Annotated in this window: 17 protein-coding genes and 1 tRNA gene; 14 read left to right on the forward strand and 4 right to left on the reverse strand. The window is 44.8% G+C overall.

Annotated elements, in window-relative coordinates:
• The first annotated feature begins 51 nt into the window (after nt 1-51).
• Nucleotides 52-432: an SRPBCC domain-containing protein gene (locus ODOSP_RS16360; RefSeq protein ID WP_013613402.1), complete on the forward strand. Its 381-nt coding sequence runs from the start codon at nt 52-54 to the stop codon at nt 430-432.
• Nucleotides 433-439: 7 nt separating this feature from the next.
• Here ODOSP_RS16360 and ODOSP_RS16365 read toward each other — a convergent pair whose 3' ends face one another.
• The gene (locus ODOSP_RS16365) at nt 440-646 is read right to left on the reverse strand and encodes an RNA-binding S4 domain-containing protein (RefSeq protein ID WP_013613403.1); all 207 of its coding nucleotides are present in this window, start codon (nt 644-646) and stop codon (nt 440-442) included.
• Between the two features lie 211 nt (nt 647-857).
• On the opposite strand from ODOSP_RS16365, the gene ODOSP_RS16370 reads away from it, so the two are divergent.
• The 9 genes from ODOSP_RS16370 to ODOSP_RS16410 all read left to right on the forward strand — a co-directional run bounded on the left by ODOSP_RS16370 (nt 858) and on the right by ODOSP_RS16410 (nt 12112).
• The gene (locus tag ODOSP_RS16370; protein ID WP_013613404.1) at nt 858-2153 is read left to right on the forward strand and encodes an OmpP1/FadL family transporter; all 1296 of its coding nucleotides are present in this window, start codon (nt 858-860) and stop codon (nt 2151-2153) included.
• A gap of 696 nt (nt 2154-2849) precedes the next feature.
• Complete coding sequence (locus ODOSP_RS16375; protein WP_013613405.1) at nt 2850-5273, forward strand: glycoside hydrolase family 95 protein; 2424 nt, start codon at nt 2850-2852, stop codon at nt 5271-5273.
• 55 nt (nt 5274-5328) lie between these two features.
• Complete coding sequence (locus tag ODOSP_RS16380; RefSeq protein ID WP_013613406.1) at nt 5329-6318, forward strand: aldo/keto reductase; 990 nt, start codon at nt 5329-5331, stop codon at nt 6316-6318.
• 155 nt (nt 6319-6473) lie between these two features.
• Complete coding sequence (locus ODOSP_RS16385; protein WP_013613407.1) at nt 6474-7037, forward strand: RNA polymerase sigma factor; 564 nt, start codon at nt 6474-6476, stop codon at nt 7035-7037.
• A gap of 66 nt (nt 7038-7103) precedes the next feature.
• Nucleotides 7104-8270, forward strand: coding sequence for a FecR family protein (locus ODOSP_RS16390; RefSeq protein WP_013613408.1), 1167 nt, complete (start codon nt 7104-7106; stop codon nt 8268-8270).
• A 31-nt stretch (nt 8271-8301) separates the two neighbouring features.
• A complete protein-coding gene (locus ODOSP_RS16395; RefSeq protein ID WP_013613409.1) occupies nt 8302-9075 on the forward strand; it encodes a TlpA family protein disulfide reductase in 774 nt (257 codons plus the stop codon).
• Between the two features lie 32 nt (nt 9076-9107).
• Nucleotides 9108-9989, forward strand: a complete 882-nt coding sequence (locus tag ODOSP_RS20040) for a hypothetical protein (RefSeq protein WP_013613410.1) — start codon at nt 9108-9110, stop codon at nt 9987-9989.
• Nucleotides 9990-10004: 15 nt separating this feature from the next.
• Nucleotides 10005-11168 (forward strand): TlpA disulfide reductase family protein, encoded by a 1164-nt coding sequence (locus ODOSP_RS16405; protein WP_013613411.1) that lies wholly within the window; start codon nt 10005-10007, stop codon nt 11166-11168.
• A gap of 287 nt (nt 11169-11455) precedes the next feature.
• Nucleotides 11456-12112, forward strand: a complete 657-nt coding sequence (locus ODOSP_RS16410; protein ID WP_013613412.1) for an HAD family hydrolase — start codon at nt 11456-11458, stop codon at nt 12110-12112.
• 150 nt (nt 12113-12262) lie between these two features.
• Here ODOSP_RS16410 and ODOSP_RS16415 read toward each other — a convergent pair.
• Nucleotides 12263-12335 (reverse strand) — tRNA-Phe (locus ODOSP_RS16415).
• Between the two features lie 236 nt (nt 12336-12571).
• Between ODOSP_RS16415 and ODOSP_RS16420 the strand changes: the two genes are divergently transcribed.
• Complete coding sequence (locus ODOSP_RS16420; protein WP_013613413.1) at nt 12572-12886, forward strand: RNA recognition motif domain-containing protein; 315 nt, start codon at nt 12572-12574, stop codon at nt 12884-12886.
• 29 nt (nt 12887-12915) lie between these two features.
• Here the strand turns inward: ODOSP_RS16420 and ODOSP_RS16425 are convergent, their stop codons facing one another.
• Both ODOSP_RS16425 and thiL read right to left on the reverse strand, forming a co-directional pair.
• Nucleotides 12916-13524 carry a hypothetical protein gene (locus tag ODOSP_RS16425; RefSeq protein ID WP_013613414.1) on the reverse strand — a complete coding sequence of 203 codons (609 nt, stop codon included), beginning with the start codon at nt 13522-13524 and terminating at the stop codon, nt 12916-12918.
• Nucleotides 13521-14600, reverse strand: a complete 1080-nt coding sequence (thiL, locus tag ODOSP_RS16430) for a thiamine-phosphate kinase (RefSeq protein WP_013613415.1) — start codon at nt 14598-14600, stop codon at nt 13521-13523. The genes ODOSP_RS16425 and thiL overlap by 4 nt, the downstream gene beginning before the upstream one ends.
• A gap of 309 nt (nt 14601-14909) precedes the next feature.
• Here thiL and sufB point away from each other — a divergent pair, with 309 nt between their 5' ends.
• The 3 genes from sufB (at nt 14910) to sufD (ending at nt 18573) form a co-directional block, all read left to right on the forward strand.
• A complete protein-coding gene (sufB, locus tag ODOSP_RS16435) occupies nt 14910-16343 on the forward strand; it encodes a Fe-S cluster assembly protein SufB (protein WP_013613416.1) in 1434 nt (477 codons plus the stop codon).
• A gap of 106 nt (nt 16344-16449) precedes the next feature.
• The gene (gene sufC / locus ODOSP_RS16440) at nt 16450-17205 is read left to right on the forward strand and encodes a Fe-S cluster assembly ATPase SufC (protein ID WP_013613417.1); all 756 of its coding nucleotides are present in this window, start codon (nt 16450-16452) and stop codon (nt 17203-17205) included.
• Between the two features lie 6 nt (nt 17206-17211).
• Nucleotides 17212-18573, forward strand: a complete 1362-nt coding sequence (gene sufD, locus ODOSP_RS16445) for a Fe-S cluster assembly protein SufD (protein ID WP_013613418.1) — start codon at nt 17212-17214, stop codon at nt 18571-18573.
• Nucleotides 18574-18578: the final 5 nt, after the last annotated feature.

The raw sequence follows: 18578 nt of genomic DNA on the forward strand, positions 1-18578 counted from the left end.
AAGCTGGAATTGACATAAGAAGATATATCTTTGTCAGCAAATAATAAAAATATGGATTTCGAATACAAGATGGAGATCACTGCCGATCCCGAAGAGGTTTTCGCTGCATTGACCAATCCTTTTCAGATTGAATTGTGGAGTGGCTATCCCGCTGATATGAAAGCTGAAGAAGGTTATGTGTTTTCACTTTGGGAAGGGGATATTACAGGTGTTAACCTGGAAGTTGTTCCCGGTAAGCTGTTGGTACAGGAATGGTTTTTCGGTGAGCAGGAAAAACAATCTATCGTCCGCATTACCCTGAAAAAAGAGGGAGCCAGGACTTTGGTCGGTTTGACTCATACCCATATCCCCGAAGATGTGTACGAAGAGATCACCGGGGGATGGAAAGAATATTATCTGGAAGCGATAAAAGGAATGCTTGAAATGTATTGACGCCGGATCAGATGACTTTGATCGTCTGGCCCAGTACTTTGATTACCTCGCCTTTTCGGATTTTGGCCCGTTTCCGGCTTTCCGGTTCGCCATTACGAACCACTTCTCCATTTTCCACCAATGTTTTTGCCATTGCCCCGTTTTCGGCAATTTGTAATACTTTCAGCAGCTTGATCAGCTCGATATAATCTTCTGTCAATTCAAATTCCAACATTTCCGATCGTTTAAATTCTGTGTAAAAATACAACTTTTTTGGGATTTTGGGACGGACCTTTTGTCCCGGAATTCCTGTAACTTTATATGGGGTACATACCGTAAAGTAGAAACAAACGGGAAAGAAAGTATTTATTTTTGCCGTTCTGAAATTTTGATGGTTGTTTGCAATGTGTTACAGGACAACCTTTTATGAACGAAAATTAATTTTTATGAAGAAATTATTCTTATCCTTACTGGCCAGTGTTACCTTATCGTCCGCATTTGCCGAAGGATATCAGGTAAACGTTTTGAGTACAAAGCAGACGGGAATGGGACATGTCGGGACAGGTATGAAATTAGGAGCCGAAAGTATGCATTTCAATCCGGCAGGCTTGGTGTATCTCAATGGGCATATGGATATGTCGGTGGGGATATCCGGTATTTTTTCAAATGCCAGGTACAAAAACGGAGATTATTCTGCAAAGACAGATAATTCGGTAGGGACACCTGTATATGCCTATGTCGGATATCGGATTTATGATAACCTGGCAGCCGGAATTTCTTTGACTACTCCTTATGGAAATTCTTTAAAATGGCCCCAAGCCTGGAAAGGAGCTCATCTGATTCAGGATATCACCTTGAAATCATATATCATACAGCCCACTCTTTCGTATAAAATTCTGGATAATCTGAGTGTTGGAGTCGGTTTACAGATCGCTATGGGAAATGTAAATCTTTCCAGAGCTTTATTGCCTGTCGGAGCTTTGGTGCCGATTCTGGGTGCCGATTATCAGGATGTTGTACCCGTGTCTGCCACTTTGGATGGAAAGTCGAAAGTGAAACTGGGCTATCATATCGGTGTGATGTATGATGTTTGCGATAAAGTGACTTTAGGTCTTTCTTATCGTTCCCGGGTCCGGATGAAAGTAAAAGAAGGAACGGCCGAATTGGATTATGCCAGTGAGAAGATAAAAGATCTGCTGGATGCAACAGGACAAATACCTCCTTTGGATAAGGGAACTTTTCATGCTCAGTTGCCTTTGCCTTCGAATACGACTTTCGGGGTTAGTTACCGGCCGACCGATCGTTGGGAACTGGCTTTGGATTTGCAGTTTGTCGGTTGGAGTGCTTACGATTCATTAAATGTTGTTTTCAATGAGAAAGTATTGAAAATCGAGGATATAAAAGCAGAGAAAAATTATAAAAATACGATGATCTACCGGATCGGGGCCCAGTATATGGCGACAGACCGGTTGGATGTTCGTTTGGGATTATACTATGATCAAAGTCCGATCCGGAAAAATAATTACAATCCGGAAACTCCCGGTATGGGAAAAATCGGTATTTCGACAGGGTGTTCTTTCGAACCTTACCGGAATTTGCAGATCGATTTTGCCTTTTTGTATATACAGGGAGTCAGCCGGCATGGCTCTTACCCGGACAAATATAGTCCCGGCGGTAAGTTTTCCGGGAAATACGAATCGAATGCCGTTTCTGCTTCTTTGGGTTTGGCCTATCGTTTTTGAGAATAGAATTGACCTCCCCAAAAGCTATCCGAAATCAGCTGATTCGGATAGCTTTTTTTATGAGGCCGTTATATACATATTTATATTAAAACGTAGGTTTATTTTTCTTTCTATTCCGCTTCCGGGTTTTGTGCCGTCAGACCGGTTCGCCTGGAACGGTCCGCTAAGGCTTTCCTTCAATCGGCGGAACTCCTCGCAAGCTCGTCAGGCATCACCGGTCGGGCGTTCGGAAAACCTAACCGGACACTCGTTCCCGCTCCAATGGTCTTCCGGCATAAAACCCTCCATCTCACGTTAACACGACTTGGCAAAGGAAGAATTGGATTATGGATAATTGGGTTACTTTATCGGAAAATCTTTTTTCGTTGAAATTTATGGTTTTCAGGTCTGGTTTAGCTTGCCATGCAGTGATAACGTCAGTCGGAGGTGTTCGTGTTCGGGGACCATTGGAGCTCTGGCGAGTGTCGTCTTGCTTTTTCTGAACGCCCGACCGGTGGTGTCTGACGAACGAAGTGAGGAGTTCCGCCGGTCAGTGAAAGAAAAAGCTAGATGACCGACAGAAGCGACCGGGTCCCCGAACACGAATACCGAAGACGAACAAGGACCAAAATAATTCTACATTTAATGTAAACATGTACATAAATACCGTTTATTAAATATATTTGTCTATTCTTAGGAACGGCTAAATCAGAACAGATGAAACACATGACTTTCGTACAATGGGCGGTCTGGTTGGGATTTATCTACCCGGTATGTTCTTGTCAGCCCCGACCGGATCTTAAATTGTGGTATACCCGTCCGGCTGAGCGGTGGGAGGAAACTTTGCCTTTGGGAAACGGACGTTTGGGGATGATGCCCGATGGGGGAGTCGTTCAGGAGACTATCGTCCTGAACGATATTACGATGTGGTCCGGTAGTTTTCAGGATACTCGTAATCCCGAAGCTTTGAAGTATCTGCCTGAGATTCGCCGGCTGTTATTGGAAGGAAAAAACGATGAGGCCCAGGAACTGATGTATAAACACTTTGCTTGCGGAGGACAAGGATCGGCTTTCGGACAGGGGGCGAACGCTCCTTACGGCGCTTTTCAATTGTTAGGTAATCTGCATTTACAATATCATTTCCCGGATAGTAGCGATGTCGGTTATTCCGCTTATGAGAGAGGATTATCTTTGGACAAAGCTTTGGCTTGGACCTGTTTCCGGAAAGGTAAGGTGAAATACCGGCGGGAATATTTCGTTTCCCAGACAGAAGATGTGATGATCATGAAGTTGACTGCCGACCGGAAAGGAATGCTGGATTTTGATGTTGCTATCGACCGACCTGAAAATTACACTTGTTATGCTAATGATGGGGTGGTTTATATGGAAGGACAATTGGATAACGGGAAAGGGAAGGCCGGAACGAAATATATGGTGCAGCTGAAAGTATGGACTGCAGATGGCCGGCAAGTGGCCGATTCGGCTTGTATACATGTCAAAGAAGCGACGACGGCTTATGTCCTGGTGTCCGCCGGGACAAGTCTTTGGGCGGCAGATTACCCGGAGCGGGTCGAAAAATTGATGCAGATTGCCGGTAATATGGATTATGGTTATTTGTTGGAGCGGCATGATTCTGCCTGGCGATATAAATACAACCGCGTGGAATTGGATTTAGGAACTCCGCAGGATATTTTGCCTACCGATCAGCGCTTGGCCCGTTTTCAGGAACAAGAAGATCCCGGTTTGGTCGCTTTGTATTTTCAGTACGGCCGGTATTTGTTGATCAGTGGTACGCGGGAAAATTCGTTTCCTTTGAATTTGCAGGGATTGTGGGCGAATAGTGTACAAACCCCTTGGAATGGCGATTATCACCTGAATATCAATTTGCAAATGAATTATTGGCCGGTAGAGATCGTCAATTTATCGGAATTGCATACTCCGTTGAAAAATCTGGTAAAGGATTTGGTGACTTCGGGTGAGGTCACCGCTCATTCTTTTTATGGAGCTCAGGGCTGGGTGGCTCATATGATGACGAATCCCTGGCGTTTTACTGCTCCGGGAGAACATGCTTCCTGGGGAGCCACGAATACCGGCGGGGCCTGGCTTTGTGAGCATTTGTGGGAACATTATGCTTTCACACTCGATCAGGAGTACCTCAGGGAGGTCTATCCCGTGTTAAGCGGAGCCTCCCGTTTTTTCCTTTCTTCTATGATCGAGGAACCTACACAGGGGTGGCTGGTTACAGCCCCTTCCTCTTCGCCTGAAAATGCTTTTTATATGCCTGGTACCCGAAAGGAAGTCAGTGTTTGTATGGGGCCGGCTATGGATACTCAGATTATCAGGGAGTTATTTTCTAATACAATACAGGCTGCCCGCTTATTAGAGATAGATGCTGCATTTGCGGATTCTTTGGAGAAAGCGTTGGATAAATTACCGCCGATGCAAATCAGTCCGAAAGGGGGATATTTGCAGGAATGGCTTGAAGACTATGAGGAAGTGGATCCCCGGCATCGTCATGTCTCCCATCTGTTCGGTTTGTATCCTTCGAATCAGATATCCCTGGCCAAAACCCCGGAATTGGCCGAAGCTGCCCGTAAGACACTTCAACGGCGTGGAGATGGAGGTACCGGTTGGTCGATGGCTTGGAAAATAAATTTCTGGGCCAGGTTGCAAGAGGGAGACAAAGCTTTGGAATTGCTTAAAAATTTATTGAAACCGGTGGTTACCGGCGGTAAAGTAGATTATACCGGCGGGGGAACTTATCCCAATTTGTTTTGTGCCCATCCGCCTTTTCAGATCGATGGTAATTTAGGCGGTTGTGCCGGTATTGCCGAGATGTTGATTCAGAGCCAGCAGGGATTTATCGAGGTTTTGCCTGCTCTGCCTGCTGTCTGGAAAGAGGGGAGTTTTAAAGGCTTGTGTGTACGTGGGGGAGGTGTCGTCGATGCAAGTTGGAAAGCCGGCCGGCTGGAGAAGCTGACTTTACATTCCAGGGTAAAATCTGCTTTTAAGTTGAAAATTCCGGAGCAAGTGAAACGGGTAGAAGTAGACCGGCAACAGCATGATATTCAGAATGGTTTTATCCATCTGGCTTTGGATGAAGGGGAACAATGTGAGATTGTGATGAAATATAAGTTGTAACTCCTGAGGTGGTTATTTCGTATTTTAAGGGTTTTCAATCGATGATAAAACTATTATGGAATATAGAACATTAGCCCATACTGACTTGACCTTATCCGCTATCACCTTCGGCTCTTGGGCTGCCGGAGGATGGATGTGGGGAAAATCGAATCGTGACGAAGCTGTAAAAGCCATAAAAGCGGCCTACGATGGTGGAGTGACTTCTATCGATACAGCACCGATTTATGGACAAGGCGAGAGTGAGCGGATTGTTGGAGAGGCTATCCGGGGTATTCCCCGTGATCAGGTACAGATTCTGACCAAATTCGGTATGAGATGGGATTTGCCACAAGGTGAATTCGCTTTTAAAAGCAAAGATAATCAGGACAACCCTATAGATATTTACAAATATGCCGGCAAAGAGAGTGTCATCAAAGAGTGTGAAGACAGTCTGCGGCGGCTCGGTACGGATTATATAGACCTCTATCAGATCCATTGGCCGGATGCTACGACTCCTTTGAGTGAGACTTTCGAGGCAGTAGAGCGTTTGATAGAGCAAGGAAAAGTACGTTATGCAGGTGTGTGTAATTATGATGCTGCTTTGTTGGAAGATGCCGCTAAACTGATCGATCTGGTATCGGATCAGATTCCTTATAGTATGGTTAATCGGGGGATGGACCGGGATATTATACCTTATTGTATCCGTAATGAAAAATCAGTGATCGCTTATAGTCCGCTTGAACGTGGCTTACTTACCGGTAAGATGCAACCCGGATACCGATTTGCTGAAGGCGATCATCGGAAAGAAAACCCTTTTTTTACAGACGAAAGCATTAAAAGAACGAATGCTTTTTTAGAAAAATTGCAACCTTTGGCTGATGAGAAAAAAGCGACTCTCGGACAATTGGTGATCCGCTGGACGATCGAACATCCCGGAATTACCGTTGCTTTGGTCGGGGCCCGCAATCCGGAGCAGGCGATTCAGAATGCGAAAGCTGCCGATATAATCCTGACTCCTGAAGAATTACAATTTATCAATCAGCAAATCGATCAGATGTTGAAATGATTATTCTTATTTTGGGACGGTTCAGGGATAAAATCTGATATTGCCCCTGTTTGGACTATTGTAATTGTTGTATCAAAAAATTGCACTATTTTTCTTGCCCGATTGGAAATTTAAGATATTTTTGTAAAAATAGATGATAAATATTCTGGTGAGGCGTGGAAGATGAAATTTTAATAAAATATTTACGCAAGAACGACCGGAAAGCTTATTCGATATTGTTCGATAAGTATTTCGAGCGGCTCTTTACCTTTGCTGTCCGCGTTGTGTTTCGGGAGGATGTGGCTAATGATATTGTGCAGGAAATTTTTATCAGTCTGTATGAAAAATCGGAAATCCTGAATTACGACCTTTCTTTAAAGTCGTATCTTTTTAATAGTGTGCGGAATCGTTGTTTTAATTATTTGCGGGATCGTAAGGTGGAAGACCGGCGTATGAATTTATATGCGGAAGCTTGTCTATGGTCGGATAATGTCGATTGGATAGAGGAAGAAGAAGTGTTGCGGAAAATTCAGGAGGTGATGCTGGAGTTACCCGAGAAATGCCGGGAGGTGTGTCGGCGGCGTTTTTTTGAAGGGAAAAAATTTGAGGAAATAGCCGAAGAACTCGATATTTCCGAAAGTACTGCGAGGGTACAAACTCACCGGGGTATGGAGATGTTGAGGCAGCGTTTTGCGGAATATGATCTGGCCGTTATTCTTTTTTTTACTCCTTTTCTTTAAAAAAATACTTTTCCTGTAAACAAATTTTATCTTTTCGTGTTTAAGAGGTATCTAAAATTAAAGATCATGAAGATCGATTGGGTACTTTTAAAGCGGAGTGTATTATCGGATATATCTGAAGAAGAACGGAACCTGCTGAATGCTTGGTTGGATGAATCTTCGGAACACCGGGAATTTTACCGGGAAATAAAAACTTTTTTGTGTTCTCCGGAAAGTTTCCGGCCTACGGAAGAACGAATTCGTCGGTTCAAAGCTTCCTACGAAGTCAGGTTAACCGTTGCAGAACGTAGAAAAAGAAGGCACCGGATGGTACGGATAGGGGGGTGGCTGGCTGCTTCGTGTATCTTGTCGGTAGGGATGGCTTGCTTTTTATGGTGGCAGGTGACTTCATCCGTAAAAGAGCCCTTATTGACCGAAAACCGGCCGACGGCGACTATTTTGCCCGGAACACAAAAGGCTATTTTGGTAACCGGTGAGGGAAAGACTGTAAATCTGAATCCGGAAACCGCTGATGTCGAGATTGGAGAGGGGGTAAAGGCTAAAAACAGTAATCATGGTTTAATCTATTCCGATACGTTGACTGCAGGGATTGAAGATACCGAGAATCAGTTGATCGTACCTCGGGGAGGTGAGTATGCAATTGTACTGAGTGATGGGACCAGGGTGTGGTTGAATTCCGCTTCTGAATTGAAGTATCCGGTACATTTTGCAGGAGATATGAGAAGGGTGTATTTAAAAGGAGAAGCTTATTTTCAGGTTGCTCACGATCGGCAGAAAGCTTTTGTTGTCGTGACGGACGATATCGAGGTGAAGGTGTATGGGACGGAGTTTAATATCAATACCCGGGTTGCCGATTATGTACAGACCACTTTGGTACGGGGAGCTGTTTCGATAAAAACCGAACGATCCGCTGAAAAAATGCTGAAGCCCGGTCAGTTGGCGCAGTTCGATCGCTTGACCGGTGAGACCGAGATTAAAAATGTCGATGTATCTAATTATATCGGTTGGAAATCAGGAGTCTATATTTTTGAAGATAAATCGATCGAACAGATTATGGATGAATTGTCTTTGTGGTACGATATCGAAGTCTTTTTCCGTAATAATATTTCCCGTAACCGTCATTTCAGTGGAAGCCTGCCCCGTTATCGGGAAATCGACGATATGTTGAAGGTCATTGAAAAAACTTCCCATGTCCGTTTCGAGGTGAAAGGCAAGACGATAATTGTAGATTAAACGTTCGTTAACCGGACAGGAAGCGCAGGCGTTGAATAAAGAGTTAATAGCTGTCCGGAATCGAATGAAGGCTTTGAACGATGCTTATAGAAAAGAGAAAGATCCTGAAAAGTCTACCGAAATCAAAGATAAAATGGAGCCGTTTTACGAAGAAATGGGAAAAATTACTGATCGGTTTATAGCAACACATATCGATTCGTATGTGACTGCAGGACAATTGAGATATAAAGTCAGTTCCATGACTTATCCCGAAGCACAGGCTGTTTTCGATCGTTTGAGTGAACGGGTAAAGAAAAGTAAGCTGGGGCAAGAAGTATATCAGGAAATTCAAAAGTTGAAAAATGGTTCTCCGGGCAGTCCTGCTGCCATATTCAGCAAAAAGGATATCGACGGAGAAATGTTTTCGTTGGCAGACCTCAGGGGAAAATACGTGATTATCGATTTCTGGGCCAGTTGGTGTGTTCCCTGTCGGAAAAGTAATCCCCATTTGAAAGAATTGTATAGAAAGTATAAAGATCAGGGCCTGGAAGTGGTGTGTGTGTCCGACGACGATCCGGACGAGGCTAAATGGCGGACAGCTGTAAAGAAAGATGACATCGGGATGTTTCATCACGTATTGCGTGGATTGAAGTTCGATGGAAAAGACTTCGATCGCTCGGAAGATATCAGCGAGCTGTATGGAATTCACTCTTTACCGACGAAAATTTTAATCGATAAAGAAGGAATGATTATCGGACGTTATGGGGGAGGTGGAGAATCTCACGAAAAAATGGATGAAAAATTGAAGGAAGTATTCGGGAATTAAATACAAAGAAAATAAAAACAATCATTGGTATAGTGCTTTGTTTGTGCCTGTCCGGAGGTTTACAGGCCGGGATCCGTAAAAGTAACCTGAAAGTGTTGTATGTCGGCGGTTCGCCGGATGTCGATTATGTCGGTAACCGTCCCGATTCGGCGGTGTTGGCACAAAGCAGTGCGAAACGTATGGCTTCCTTTGACAAGATGTTGAAACGCTATTTCCGGCAGGTGACGGTGATCCGGGCCCAAGCCTACCGGCCGGAATTGTCGGACAATTATGATGTAACGGTGATGGACGGTCGGCCGGCTCCTATCCTGCCGGGCATTATGGAAAGGGATAGTTCAGGCCGCCTGACCCGGTATGAAAAAACCGGTTATTTGCCTCCCGACTTCGACCGTCCGATGGTGAAGAAACCGATGCGGACGCTGCCTTATATCAACGATACTATAGCTCCCGATTCTTTACCGATGTGGCGGGTGCAGAAAGAAGGGTATATGTCGAAGCGGGGCATCCGTGTCGGCATGGTATCGCGGCCCGGTGGTTTCGAGGATTCGCCTGAAGCTGAGATAATTTCCGGTGGCGTTTCGGCTAAGACATGGGATGCTGTGGCGATCGGAAGACATGGTAACTTTCTCCACTGGGGATTTGCTGCTTCGCCCGACGATATGACGGATGAGGCCCGGGATGTGTTTGCCAATGCTGTGGTGTATATTGCCGGTTTTGCCGGCCAAACGCCGGTCGCCCGCAAATATAACGACCGCATTATTACCCGGCATGATATTACGCTTCGTGCTTTTTCGGCTACCCGCCGGGCTTATGCCCTGAACGTGGAAACGATGAAAAATCATGCGGCTAGGATGGAAGATTTGAAACATATGATTTGCATGACTCCGACAGAGAAAAAAATTGTATTGAAATAAATAAAAAATTATGATATGAAAACACAAATGATAATAGGGGGTATCCTTTTTGGGGTGGCTGCTTGCACAGCCCCGGCAGACGGTTACCGGATTACCGGCAACATTGAAGGGGCTGGTGACGGAAAAGCCATATTGTTACAATCGGCAGGTTTCGGGGAACCGACGATGGGAGATACGGTGAATATGCGGAATGGAAAATTCGTGTTCGAAGGGCGTTTGGAATCCCCGGTTTCCGTCACTGTAAAGGTGTGTCCTGATAGCGATCAGCCGGCAAGTCTGGGATTTATTGCAGAGAATTCCCCGATCCGGGTGATGGCTGCCTGGAAAGATGTGATCGAACGGTATGGCTACCGTTCGATCGGCGGACAAACGGTGGAAGGGAGTTTGAACCAGGAAGTGTATGAGAAGATCGCCGGAGTATACGGGCAGATATTAAAAGCCCCGGAGCACAAGGAATATGCCGAGGCACAACAGAAAATGGCCGGATTGAGGAATACGGATACCGAAGCCTATTATAAATTGCAGGACGAAACGGAGCCTTTGTCCGAACGCTTTTCCGAAGCTGTACGCCAACGGCAGTTGGAGCTTATACGGGAAAACCGCACGGTGGAGTCGTCCGTTTTGAATCTGCGGATGATGTGGAACGATATGACGTTGGAAGAGTTGAAGGAAGTATTTTCCGTTTTGGATCCTAAAGTGCAGAATAGTCCTATGGCGGCAGAGGTGCGCGAGGAGATTGCTATCCGCGAGCGGGTACGGCCGGGGCAACCGGCTCCCGATTTTTCGCTGGAGACGCCGGACGGAAGCCGGCTGGCTTTGTCGGATTTGCGGGGTAAATACGTGTTGCTGGATTTTTGGGCTTCGTGGTGTCGCCCTTGCCGGGCTTCGTTCCCCGAAATGAAAAAGATTTATGCCCGCTTTAAGGATAAAGGGTTCGAGATCCTGGGAGTGACCAACGACAGCCGCAGGGAGGACTGGCTGAAAGCCTTGGAACAGGATCAATTGCCATGGAAACAGGTAATCGATGAATTCCCTGAGCCATACAAACCGGCCAGGGTGATCACGATGTATGCCGCACCTTATTTGCCTACTTTGATTTTGATCGGGCCTGACGGAAAGATCATCGGACAGGCAAAAGATAAACATCAGTTGGTAGAATGGCTGGAAGAGCGTTTGTGATCAATTGACAGGCTGGAGGGGAGGATTGTAGTCCGGTAGATTTTCGATCGCTGAAAGTCTGCCGGACTTGTCATTTGCTATTTTAAGATTATCTTTGTAGAAAAAGCTGAATTATGGTATTATCCATCGGATTCGGATTAGCATTACCTTGATCGGCGGAACTATGTTCCGGATAAAATTCCCCCCATCAGAACTGAAGGTTCGCTAATCAGAAATCTGAAAGGCGGCACTGATCAGGAACGAAGTAACGTTGAGGCAGGTAAACTTTCGAATTTAAAAGAGGAATAATGGAAAAAAATTGTAAATATATTTTATGGGATTTAGATGGGACGCTGACCGATCCGATGATAGGAATTACCACCTGTGTGCAGTATGCTTTACGGCATTTGGGGATTGAGGTGAAGGATTTGCAGGAGTTGTGTCCTTTTATCGGACCGCCTTTGTTGGATTCATTTCAGGAATTCTATCGTTTATCCGAAGCTCAGGCGCAAGAAGCGATCTTGAAGTATAGAGAACGTTTTGCGACTGTGGGCTGGCTTGAAAACGAGGTATATCCGGGGATGCCTGAGTTGTTGGATCGTTTGTGTCAGGCGGGAAAGACCATGATGATGGCTACTTCTAAGCCGGAAGTATTCGCCCGGAAAATATTGGATCATTTTCAGCTTGCCGCTTATTTTTCCTTTGTCGGAGGGGCTACTTTGGACGGAGTACGCTCGACTAAAGAAGAGGTGATCGATTATGTACTGAAGACTAATGAGGTTGTATCTCTTTCCGAAGTAATTATGGTCGGTGACCGTAAATTCGACATACTCGGGGCGAAGCATGCGGGAGTGAGTTCGGTTGGGTGTGTATATGGATATGGTTCCCGGGAAGAACTGGAAACTGCTGGGGCGGATTATGTGGTAGATTCGATCGGGGAGCTACAGAACTTACTTTTACCGTAAATGAGTGTGCATCGTGTCGGCTGTGGTCTCTATCGGTTGGTATTACAAGCGATAGTAATCCGGTTATGCTTGACTATCGGATTTCGATTGCTCCATGAACGGGGGGAATATAAAAATAAGCAGCTACTTATGTAACTGCTTATCGGGAAGTGGTAGCACCTGGAATCGAACCAGGGACACAAGGATTTTCAGTCCTTTGCTCTACCGACTGAGCTATGCCACCAGCGTTTCATTGCGTGTGCAAAGGTAGAGCTTTTGTTGGAATGTGCAAATAAAATGCAAAGAAAAAATGAAAATATTTTTATTGTTGTAAATTATCGGGAGATTTTTTTTCTGAGTATTAATAATTTACTTTATATTTGTGTCGATAGAAGAATCTTAGTTTTGTGTTTTTGTAACTAAAAATATAGCTCTACGTACCCTTCTATATGTTTAATCATTTTTTTAATATTTTTTATTGTGAATATTTTTGTAGCAAAAATGAGTTCCGCCACAACAGGTGACGATCTCGCAACTCTCTTTGGAGAATTCGGTACTGTTTCTTCAGCAAAAGTAATTATGGACAAGGAAACCGGCAATTCAAAGTGTTTTGGTTTCGTTGAAATGGAGGATGAAACCGAAGGAATGAATGCTATTAATGCTCTTAACGAGTCGGAATTTCAAGGAAGAAAGATAGTAGTGAAAAAAGCTCGTCCGAGAGAAGAAGGTGAAAACAGAGGTCATCGTTCATTTTCTCCCCGGGGTGGCGAAAGGAGATTTAATCCGAATCATTAATTGAGAAGGGTACTGAGAGCTCAAAGCTCTCAGTTTTTGTATTTGGCTTTCAGGTAAGCGTATAAAACCTTGTGTAGTAAGGCTGCATTGGCTTTTTCCTCCTCAGATAAACGCGGATCTGTTTCGATACCGTTGCAAGCGTCCGATAGTTGTTCATCTCCGTCGATAAAATCGGTTGCATTTTCTTCCAGATAAAACATATCCGACAACTGCATCTTCTCCAGACATTCGATAGCCAGACTTCTCGCCTGTAATATGTTGTCCTCCCGATATTTGGAGAGAAATACTTCGATGATGGAATCGGTAAAATAATCACAGAAATAATGCAAAAGCAATAACCTGCGTTTATAAAGCTCGGGGGTCGGTAATTCCGGTCGTCTGAAAATATGCCCCAAGCCCAGATAAGCCAGTTCTGCTATCTCGATGCTTTCTTCTTCTTCTTCATCTAATTCCAGTAAAAGAATTTTAAACAGGGCATCTGAAAATTCGGCCTGCAACTCCTTTTCGTTGCTTTGATTGTAATAAGCCAGACGGTGGTCTCTGATCTCCCGCAAGTTGGCCCGCAGTTTTTTACGGTCTGCATGTATATTACTCAGCTCCCCGATTTCCCGTAAAACATCTTCTAAATCTCTGCTCATCTGTCCTCCTTTGCTTTTTTATTTTCACTTTCCCCGGCAGCCGTTGTTGAAGAAAAATTCTGCCATCCCTGGGCTTTTAATTCGAAAGTATTCCCGTCGCGGGTAGTCATATAACATCCTTCAGAGGCTTTGCAGGTATGGCCGATCACGCTGATTCCCGGCATAGCGGTCAGCAGGTCGTAATGCTCTAAAGGAGCGGTGAACAAGAGTTCATAGTCTTCTCCTCCGGATAAGGCGCATACCGTAGCATTCATATTGAGCTCTTCCGCCATTTTGAACGTTTGGTAATCGATCGGTATTTTTTCTTCATAAATGTTACAGCCGATCCCGGAATCTTTGCAAATGTGCATGATTTCCGAAGCCAGCCCATCCGAGATATCGATCATGGCCGTCGGAAGGATATTTTTTTCTTTAAACTGTTGAACGATATCTTTACGGGCTTCCGGTTTCAGTTGGCGTTCCAGGATATATTCATAACCGGCGAAATCGGGTTGGGCATTTTCGTCTCCCTGAAAAACTAATTTTTCTCTTTCCAGCAATTGTAATCCCATATAGGCTGCTCCCAGGTCTCCGCTGACGCAGATCAGTTGATTCTCTTTGGCTGTATTCCGATAGACGATATCCTGTTCATCGGCTTCTCCCAATACCGTGATGCTGATGCACATGCCGGTTTTAGAAGAAGTCGTATCGCCTCCGACCAGGTCGATCCCGTACTTTTCACAGGCCAGATATAGGCCGGCATAAAACTCTTCCAGCCCTTCGACAGAAAAATGGTTCGAGACAGCGAGGGAGAGCGTGATCTGTTTCGGAATGCCGTTCATCGCATAGATATCGCTGGCATTGACGGCTACCGATTTATATCCCAAATGTTTAAGGGGGGTATAAGTCAGATCGAAATGAATACCTTGGATCAGCATGTCTGTACTGACGAGGATTTTTTTATTGCCATAATCCAGGACGGCTGCGTCGTCTCCAATCCCTTTCAGGGTAGAGGGATTCTGTAATCGAATCGTTTTTGTCAGGTGGTCGATCAAACCAAATTCTCCTAATGTAGAAAGTTCTGTATAATTGGACATGGTAAAATTGAACGTATGTTTGTTGATGATCTGTTTATACGGGCAAAGATAATGCAAACCGGGAGCAGAATCTTCAAGCTTGCTTGAAAGTTATGCCGAGGTACAGCTTATCTTCTGCAAAAATAGTGTAAATTAACAGACAGATCAACCATCCTCCGGATTTTATTCTACGGTCGGACAGACTTTTTTAACTTTTGGTTCTTTGACTCTGGATGTGTGTTAAATAAATTTCTTACTTTTGTGATTATAATCGTAAGATTGGCTTTGAATTTAGGTTCAAGTTGCAATTTTCAAGTTTCAATAGGTTTTATGGACAATATTATAGAAGAAGTTACCGGAAGTGAATATAAGTATGGGTTTGTGACGAATGTCGAAACCGATACGATAGGTAAAGGTTTGAACGAAGAGGTGATCCGGATCATATCCGCCAAGAAGGAGGAACCGGATTGGATGCTGGAATTTCGGTTGAAAGCTTACCGGCATTGGTTGACGATGAAGATGCCCCGTTGGGCTCAACTGGATATTCCTGAGATCAATTATCAGGATATCGTATATTATGCAGCTCCGAAACAGAAGGAGACGAAGAGTTGGGAAGAGGTCGATCCGGAATTGAAGGCTACTTTCGATAAGCTGGGGATTCCTTTGAGCGAACAAATGGCCCTGTCCGGAGTGGCGGTCGATGCCGTGATGGACAGTGTTTCTGTAAAGACTACCTTTAAAGATACGCTGGCTGAACGCGGAGTGATCTTCTGTTCTTTTTCAGAAGCGGTAAAAAATCATCCCGATTTAGTACGGAAATATTTAGGGACTGTCGTACCTTATCATGATAATTATTTTGCTGCTTTGAATTCGGCCGTATTCAGCGATGGTTCGTTTGTCTATATTCCTAAAGGGGTACGTTGTCCGATGGAATTGTCTACTTATTTCCGGATCAATGCCCGGAATACAGGACAGTTCGAACGTACACTGATTGTTGCTGAAGATGAGGCTTATGTGAGTTATCTGGAAGGTTGTACCGCTCCTCAACGCGATGAAAATCAGTTGCATGCAGCGATTGTGGAAATCGTCGTCGAGAAAAATGCAGAAGTGAAATACAGTACGGTACAGAATTGGTATCCCGGGGATAAGGACGGAAAAGGCGGAATTTATAATTTCGTTACTAAAAGAGGAATCTGCCGGGGCGAAAATGCCCGTTTGATCTGGGCTCAGGTAGAGACCGGTTCGGCTATTACCTGGAAATATCCCAGCACTATTTTAAAAGGAGATGGCTCGGTAAGTGAGTTTTATTCTGTAGCGGTTACCAATAATTATCAGCAGGCGGATACCGGTACAAAGATGATTCATATCGGTAACAATACCCGTAGCCGGATCGTTTCTAAAGGTATCTCCGCCGGGTTCAGCAGTAACTCTTACCGGGGAAAAGTGAAAGTGGTGAAGAGCTGCCAAAATGCCCGTAATTATTCTCAGTGCGATTCTTTATTGCTGGGGGACAAATGTGGGGCACATACGTTCCCTTACCTGGAAATCGAGAATTCGACGGCTCAGGTAGAACATGAGGCGACAACCTCTAAAATCGGCGAAGACCAGATTTTTTATTGCAACCAGCGGGGAATTTCGACCGAGGATGCTGTGGGCTTGATTATCAAAGGTTATGCCGGTGATGTCCTCAATAAAATGCCGATGGAGTTTGCGGTGGAAGCACAAAAGCTGTTGCAGATCAGTTTGGAGGGAAGTGTGGGGTAAAAAAGCTAAAAAGCAAAAAGCTAAAGGCTGGAGCCTAAAAAGGAGAAGGTAACAAGTAAAAGGGAGAAGAATAAAAAAGTAAATTCATTCTGAAAGAAGTGAGATTATGTTAAAGATAAAAAACTTACATGCCTCGGTAGATGGCAAAGAAATATTGAAAGGCATTGATTTGGAAATCAAAGCCGGAGAAGTTCATGCAATCATGGGACCGAACGGTGCCGGAAAGAGTACGCTTTCTGCTGTGCTTACCGGTCGTGAACGTTTTGAGGTTACCCAGGGAGAAGTGGAATTCAATGGTAAAAATCTGCTGGAGATGCCGGCAGAAGACCGGGCCCGGGAAGGAATTTTCCTTAGTTTTCAGTATCCGGTAGAAATTCCGGGAGTGAGTACGGTGAATTTTTTGAAGACGGCAGTAAACGAGATTCGTAAATACCATGGACAGCCTCCTTATCCGGCCGGGGATTTCTTAAAGATGATCCGCCAGAAAATGGAATTGGTCGGGATCGACAATAAGTTGCTGAACCGTTCCCTGAATGAAGGTTTTTCCGGGGGAGAAAAGAAGAAAAACGAAATTTTTCAGATGGCGGTTCTCGAACCGAAATTAGCTATTCTGGATGAAACGGATTCCGGTTTGGATATCGATGCGTTACGAACGGTGGCCAATGGCGTGAACAAACTGAAAAAGCCGGAGAATGCTACGATTGTCATTACCCACTACCAGCGTTTGCTGGACTATATCGTACCCGATGTGGTACATGTATTGTATGACGGCCGTATTGTGAAAACCGCCGGCAAAGAGCTGGTAGCCGAACTGGAAGAGAAGGGATATGATTGGATCAAGGAAGAAGTAAAAGGTAAGTAGTCGGATATGAACGATTTTGAAAAAATAAATACCGATTTGGCAACTTTGTTCAGGGAAGGCCGGGCCCTGCTCGATGCAGGAAACAGCGCGGTAATGAACGGTTGCCGGGAGGAAGCATTCCGTAAATTTGTCGATTTGGGAGGAATCCCGAATAAACAGGAAGATTATATTTATCTGAATCTGCTGCCCTTATTCGGCAAAGATTATAACGTCGTGTTGAAATATATCCGGCAGGAGGTGGATATGAACGAAACTTTCCGCTGTGCTGTTACGGATTTGGTTACCACTCCCGTATTGACCGTGAACGGTTGGTGGTTCGATGGGAATCCGGCAGCCGAAATACCGGAGGAAGTGGTTATCTGTGGTTTGCAGGAAGCGAGTGTGAAATACCCTGATCTGTTTGCTAAACATTATAACCACTATGCGCCTGTCGCTCACCGGGATGGCTTAGTGGCGCTGAATACGGCATTTGCACAGGACGGTGTATTTGTTTATGTCCCTGACGATGTCGTTTTAGAATGCCCTTTGCAGATTATCAATCTCTTAAGGGCGAAGGCCGATCTGATGGGATTCCAACGTAACCTGATCGTACTGGGGAAAAATGCCAGAGCGACTGTACTGGTTTGCGATCACACGCTTTCAGAGCATGATTTTTTAATCAACAATACGACCGAAGTATATTTGGGCCCCAATGCCCATATGGAATATTATCAGGTACAGAATCAACATCTCGGGGCTTCCCAGATCAATTCTTTATTTGTCTCAGAACACCGTAATTCCACTTTTGAAAGTAACCTGGTGACCTTGTACGGGGGTACTATCCGGAACAATATGTATGTCGCTTTGAATGAAGAAGGGGGAGAATGTCATTTGTACGGGATGTATATCCAGGATAAAAAACAGATTGTCGATAACTTTTCTTACATCGATCATATTGCTCCGCATTGTACGAGTAACGAGCATTTCAAGGGTGTTCTGGATGATGCTGCACTGGCAAATTTCAGCGGATGTATCCGTGTGCGGCCGGATGCACAGAAGACCGAAGCTTATCAGGCCAATAACAACTTATTGCTGACAGATACCGCCCGGATAAATGCCAAACCCCAGCTGATCATCGATGCCGATGATGTGAAATGTAGCCATGGAGCGACGGTCGGACAGATCGATGAAGAAGCTATGTTCTATCTGCGTTCACGGGGAATCAGTCCGGAAGAAGCCCGGATGATGATGATGTTCGGGTTTGCTCACGACATTATCCGGCGGGTAAAACTCGAACCCCTGCGGGTGAAAATCGATGATTTGATCGATAAGCGGCTGAGGGGTGAATTATCGAAATGTTATAATTGCATTATGCAATGTAAAAAATAATCGGA

This window comes from Odoribacter splanchnicus DSM 20712 (assembly GCF_000190535.1).
Lineage (GTDB): Bacteria > Bacteroidota > Bacteroidia > Bacteroidales > Marinifilaceae > Odoribacter > Odoribacter splanchnicus.

Coding starts and splice junctions, on each gene's coding strand:
- sufB (WP_013613416.1), top strand. CDS start 14,910: ATGGACAATATTATAGAAGAAGTTACCGGAAGTGAATATAAGTATGGG.
- thiL (WP_013613415.1), bottom strand. CDS start 14,600: ATGTCCAATTATACAGAACTTTCTACATTAGGAGAATTTGGTTTGATC.
- sufC (WP_013613417.1), top strand. CDS start 16,450: ATGTTAAAGATAAAAAACTTACATGCCTCGGTAGATGGCAAAGAAATA.
- ODOSP_RS16365 (WP_013613403.1), bottom strand. CDS start 646: ATGTTGGAATTTGAATTGACAGAAGATTATATCGAGCTGATCAAGCTG.
- ODOSP_RS16425 (WP_013613414.1), bottom strand. CDS start 13,524: ATGAGCAGAGATTTAGAAGATGTTTTACGGGAAATCGGGGAGCTGAGT.
- ODOSP_RS16380 (WP_013613406.1), top strand. CDS start 5,329: ATGGAATATAGAACATTAGCCCATACTGACTTGACCTTATCCGCTATC.
- ODOSP_RS16360 (WP_013613402.1), top strand. CDS start 52: ATGGATTTCGAATACAAGATGGAGATCACTGCCGATCCCGAAGAGGTT.
- ODOSP_RS16405 (WP_013613411.1), top strand. CDS start 10,005: ATGAAAACACAAATGATAATAGGGGGTATCCTTTTTGGGGTGGCTGCT.
- ODOSP_RS16390 (WP_013613408.1), top strand. CDS start 7,104: ATGAAGATCGATTGGGTACTTTTAAAGCGGAGTGTATTATCGGATATA.
- ODOSP_RS16375 (WP_013613405.1), top strand. CDS start 2,850: ATGAAACACATGACTTTCGTACAATGGGCGGTCTGGTTGGGATTTATC.
- sufD (WP_013613418.1), top strand. CDS start 17,212: ATGAACGATTTTGAAAAAATAAATACCGATTTGGCAACTTTGTTCAGG.
- ODOSP_RS16370 (WP_013613404.1), top strand. CDS start 858: ATGAAGAAATTATTCTTATCCTTACTGGCCAGTGTTACCTTATCGTCC.
- ODOSP_RS16410 (WP_013613412.1), top strand. CDS start 11,456: ATGGAAAAAAATTGTAAATATATTTTATGGGATTTAGATGGGACGCTG.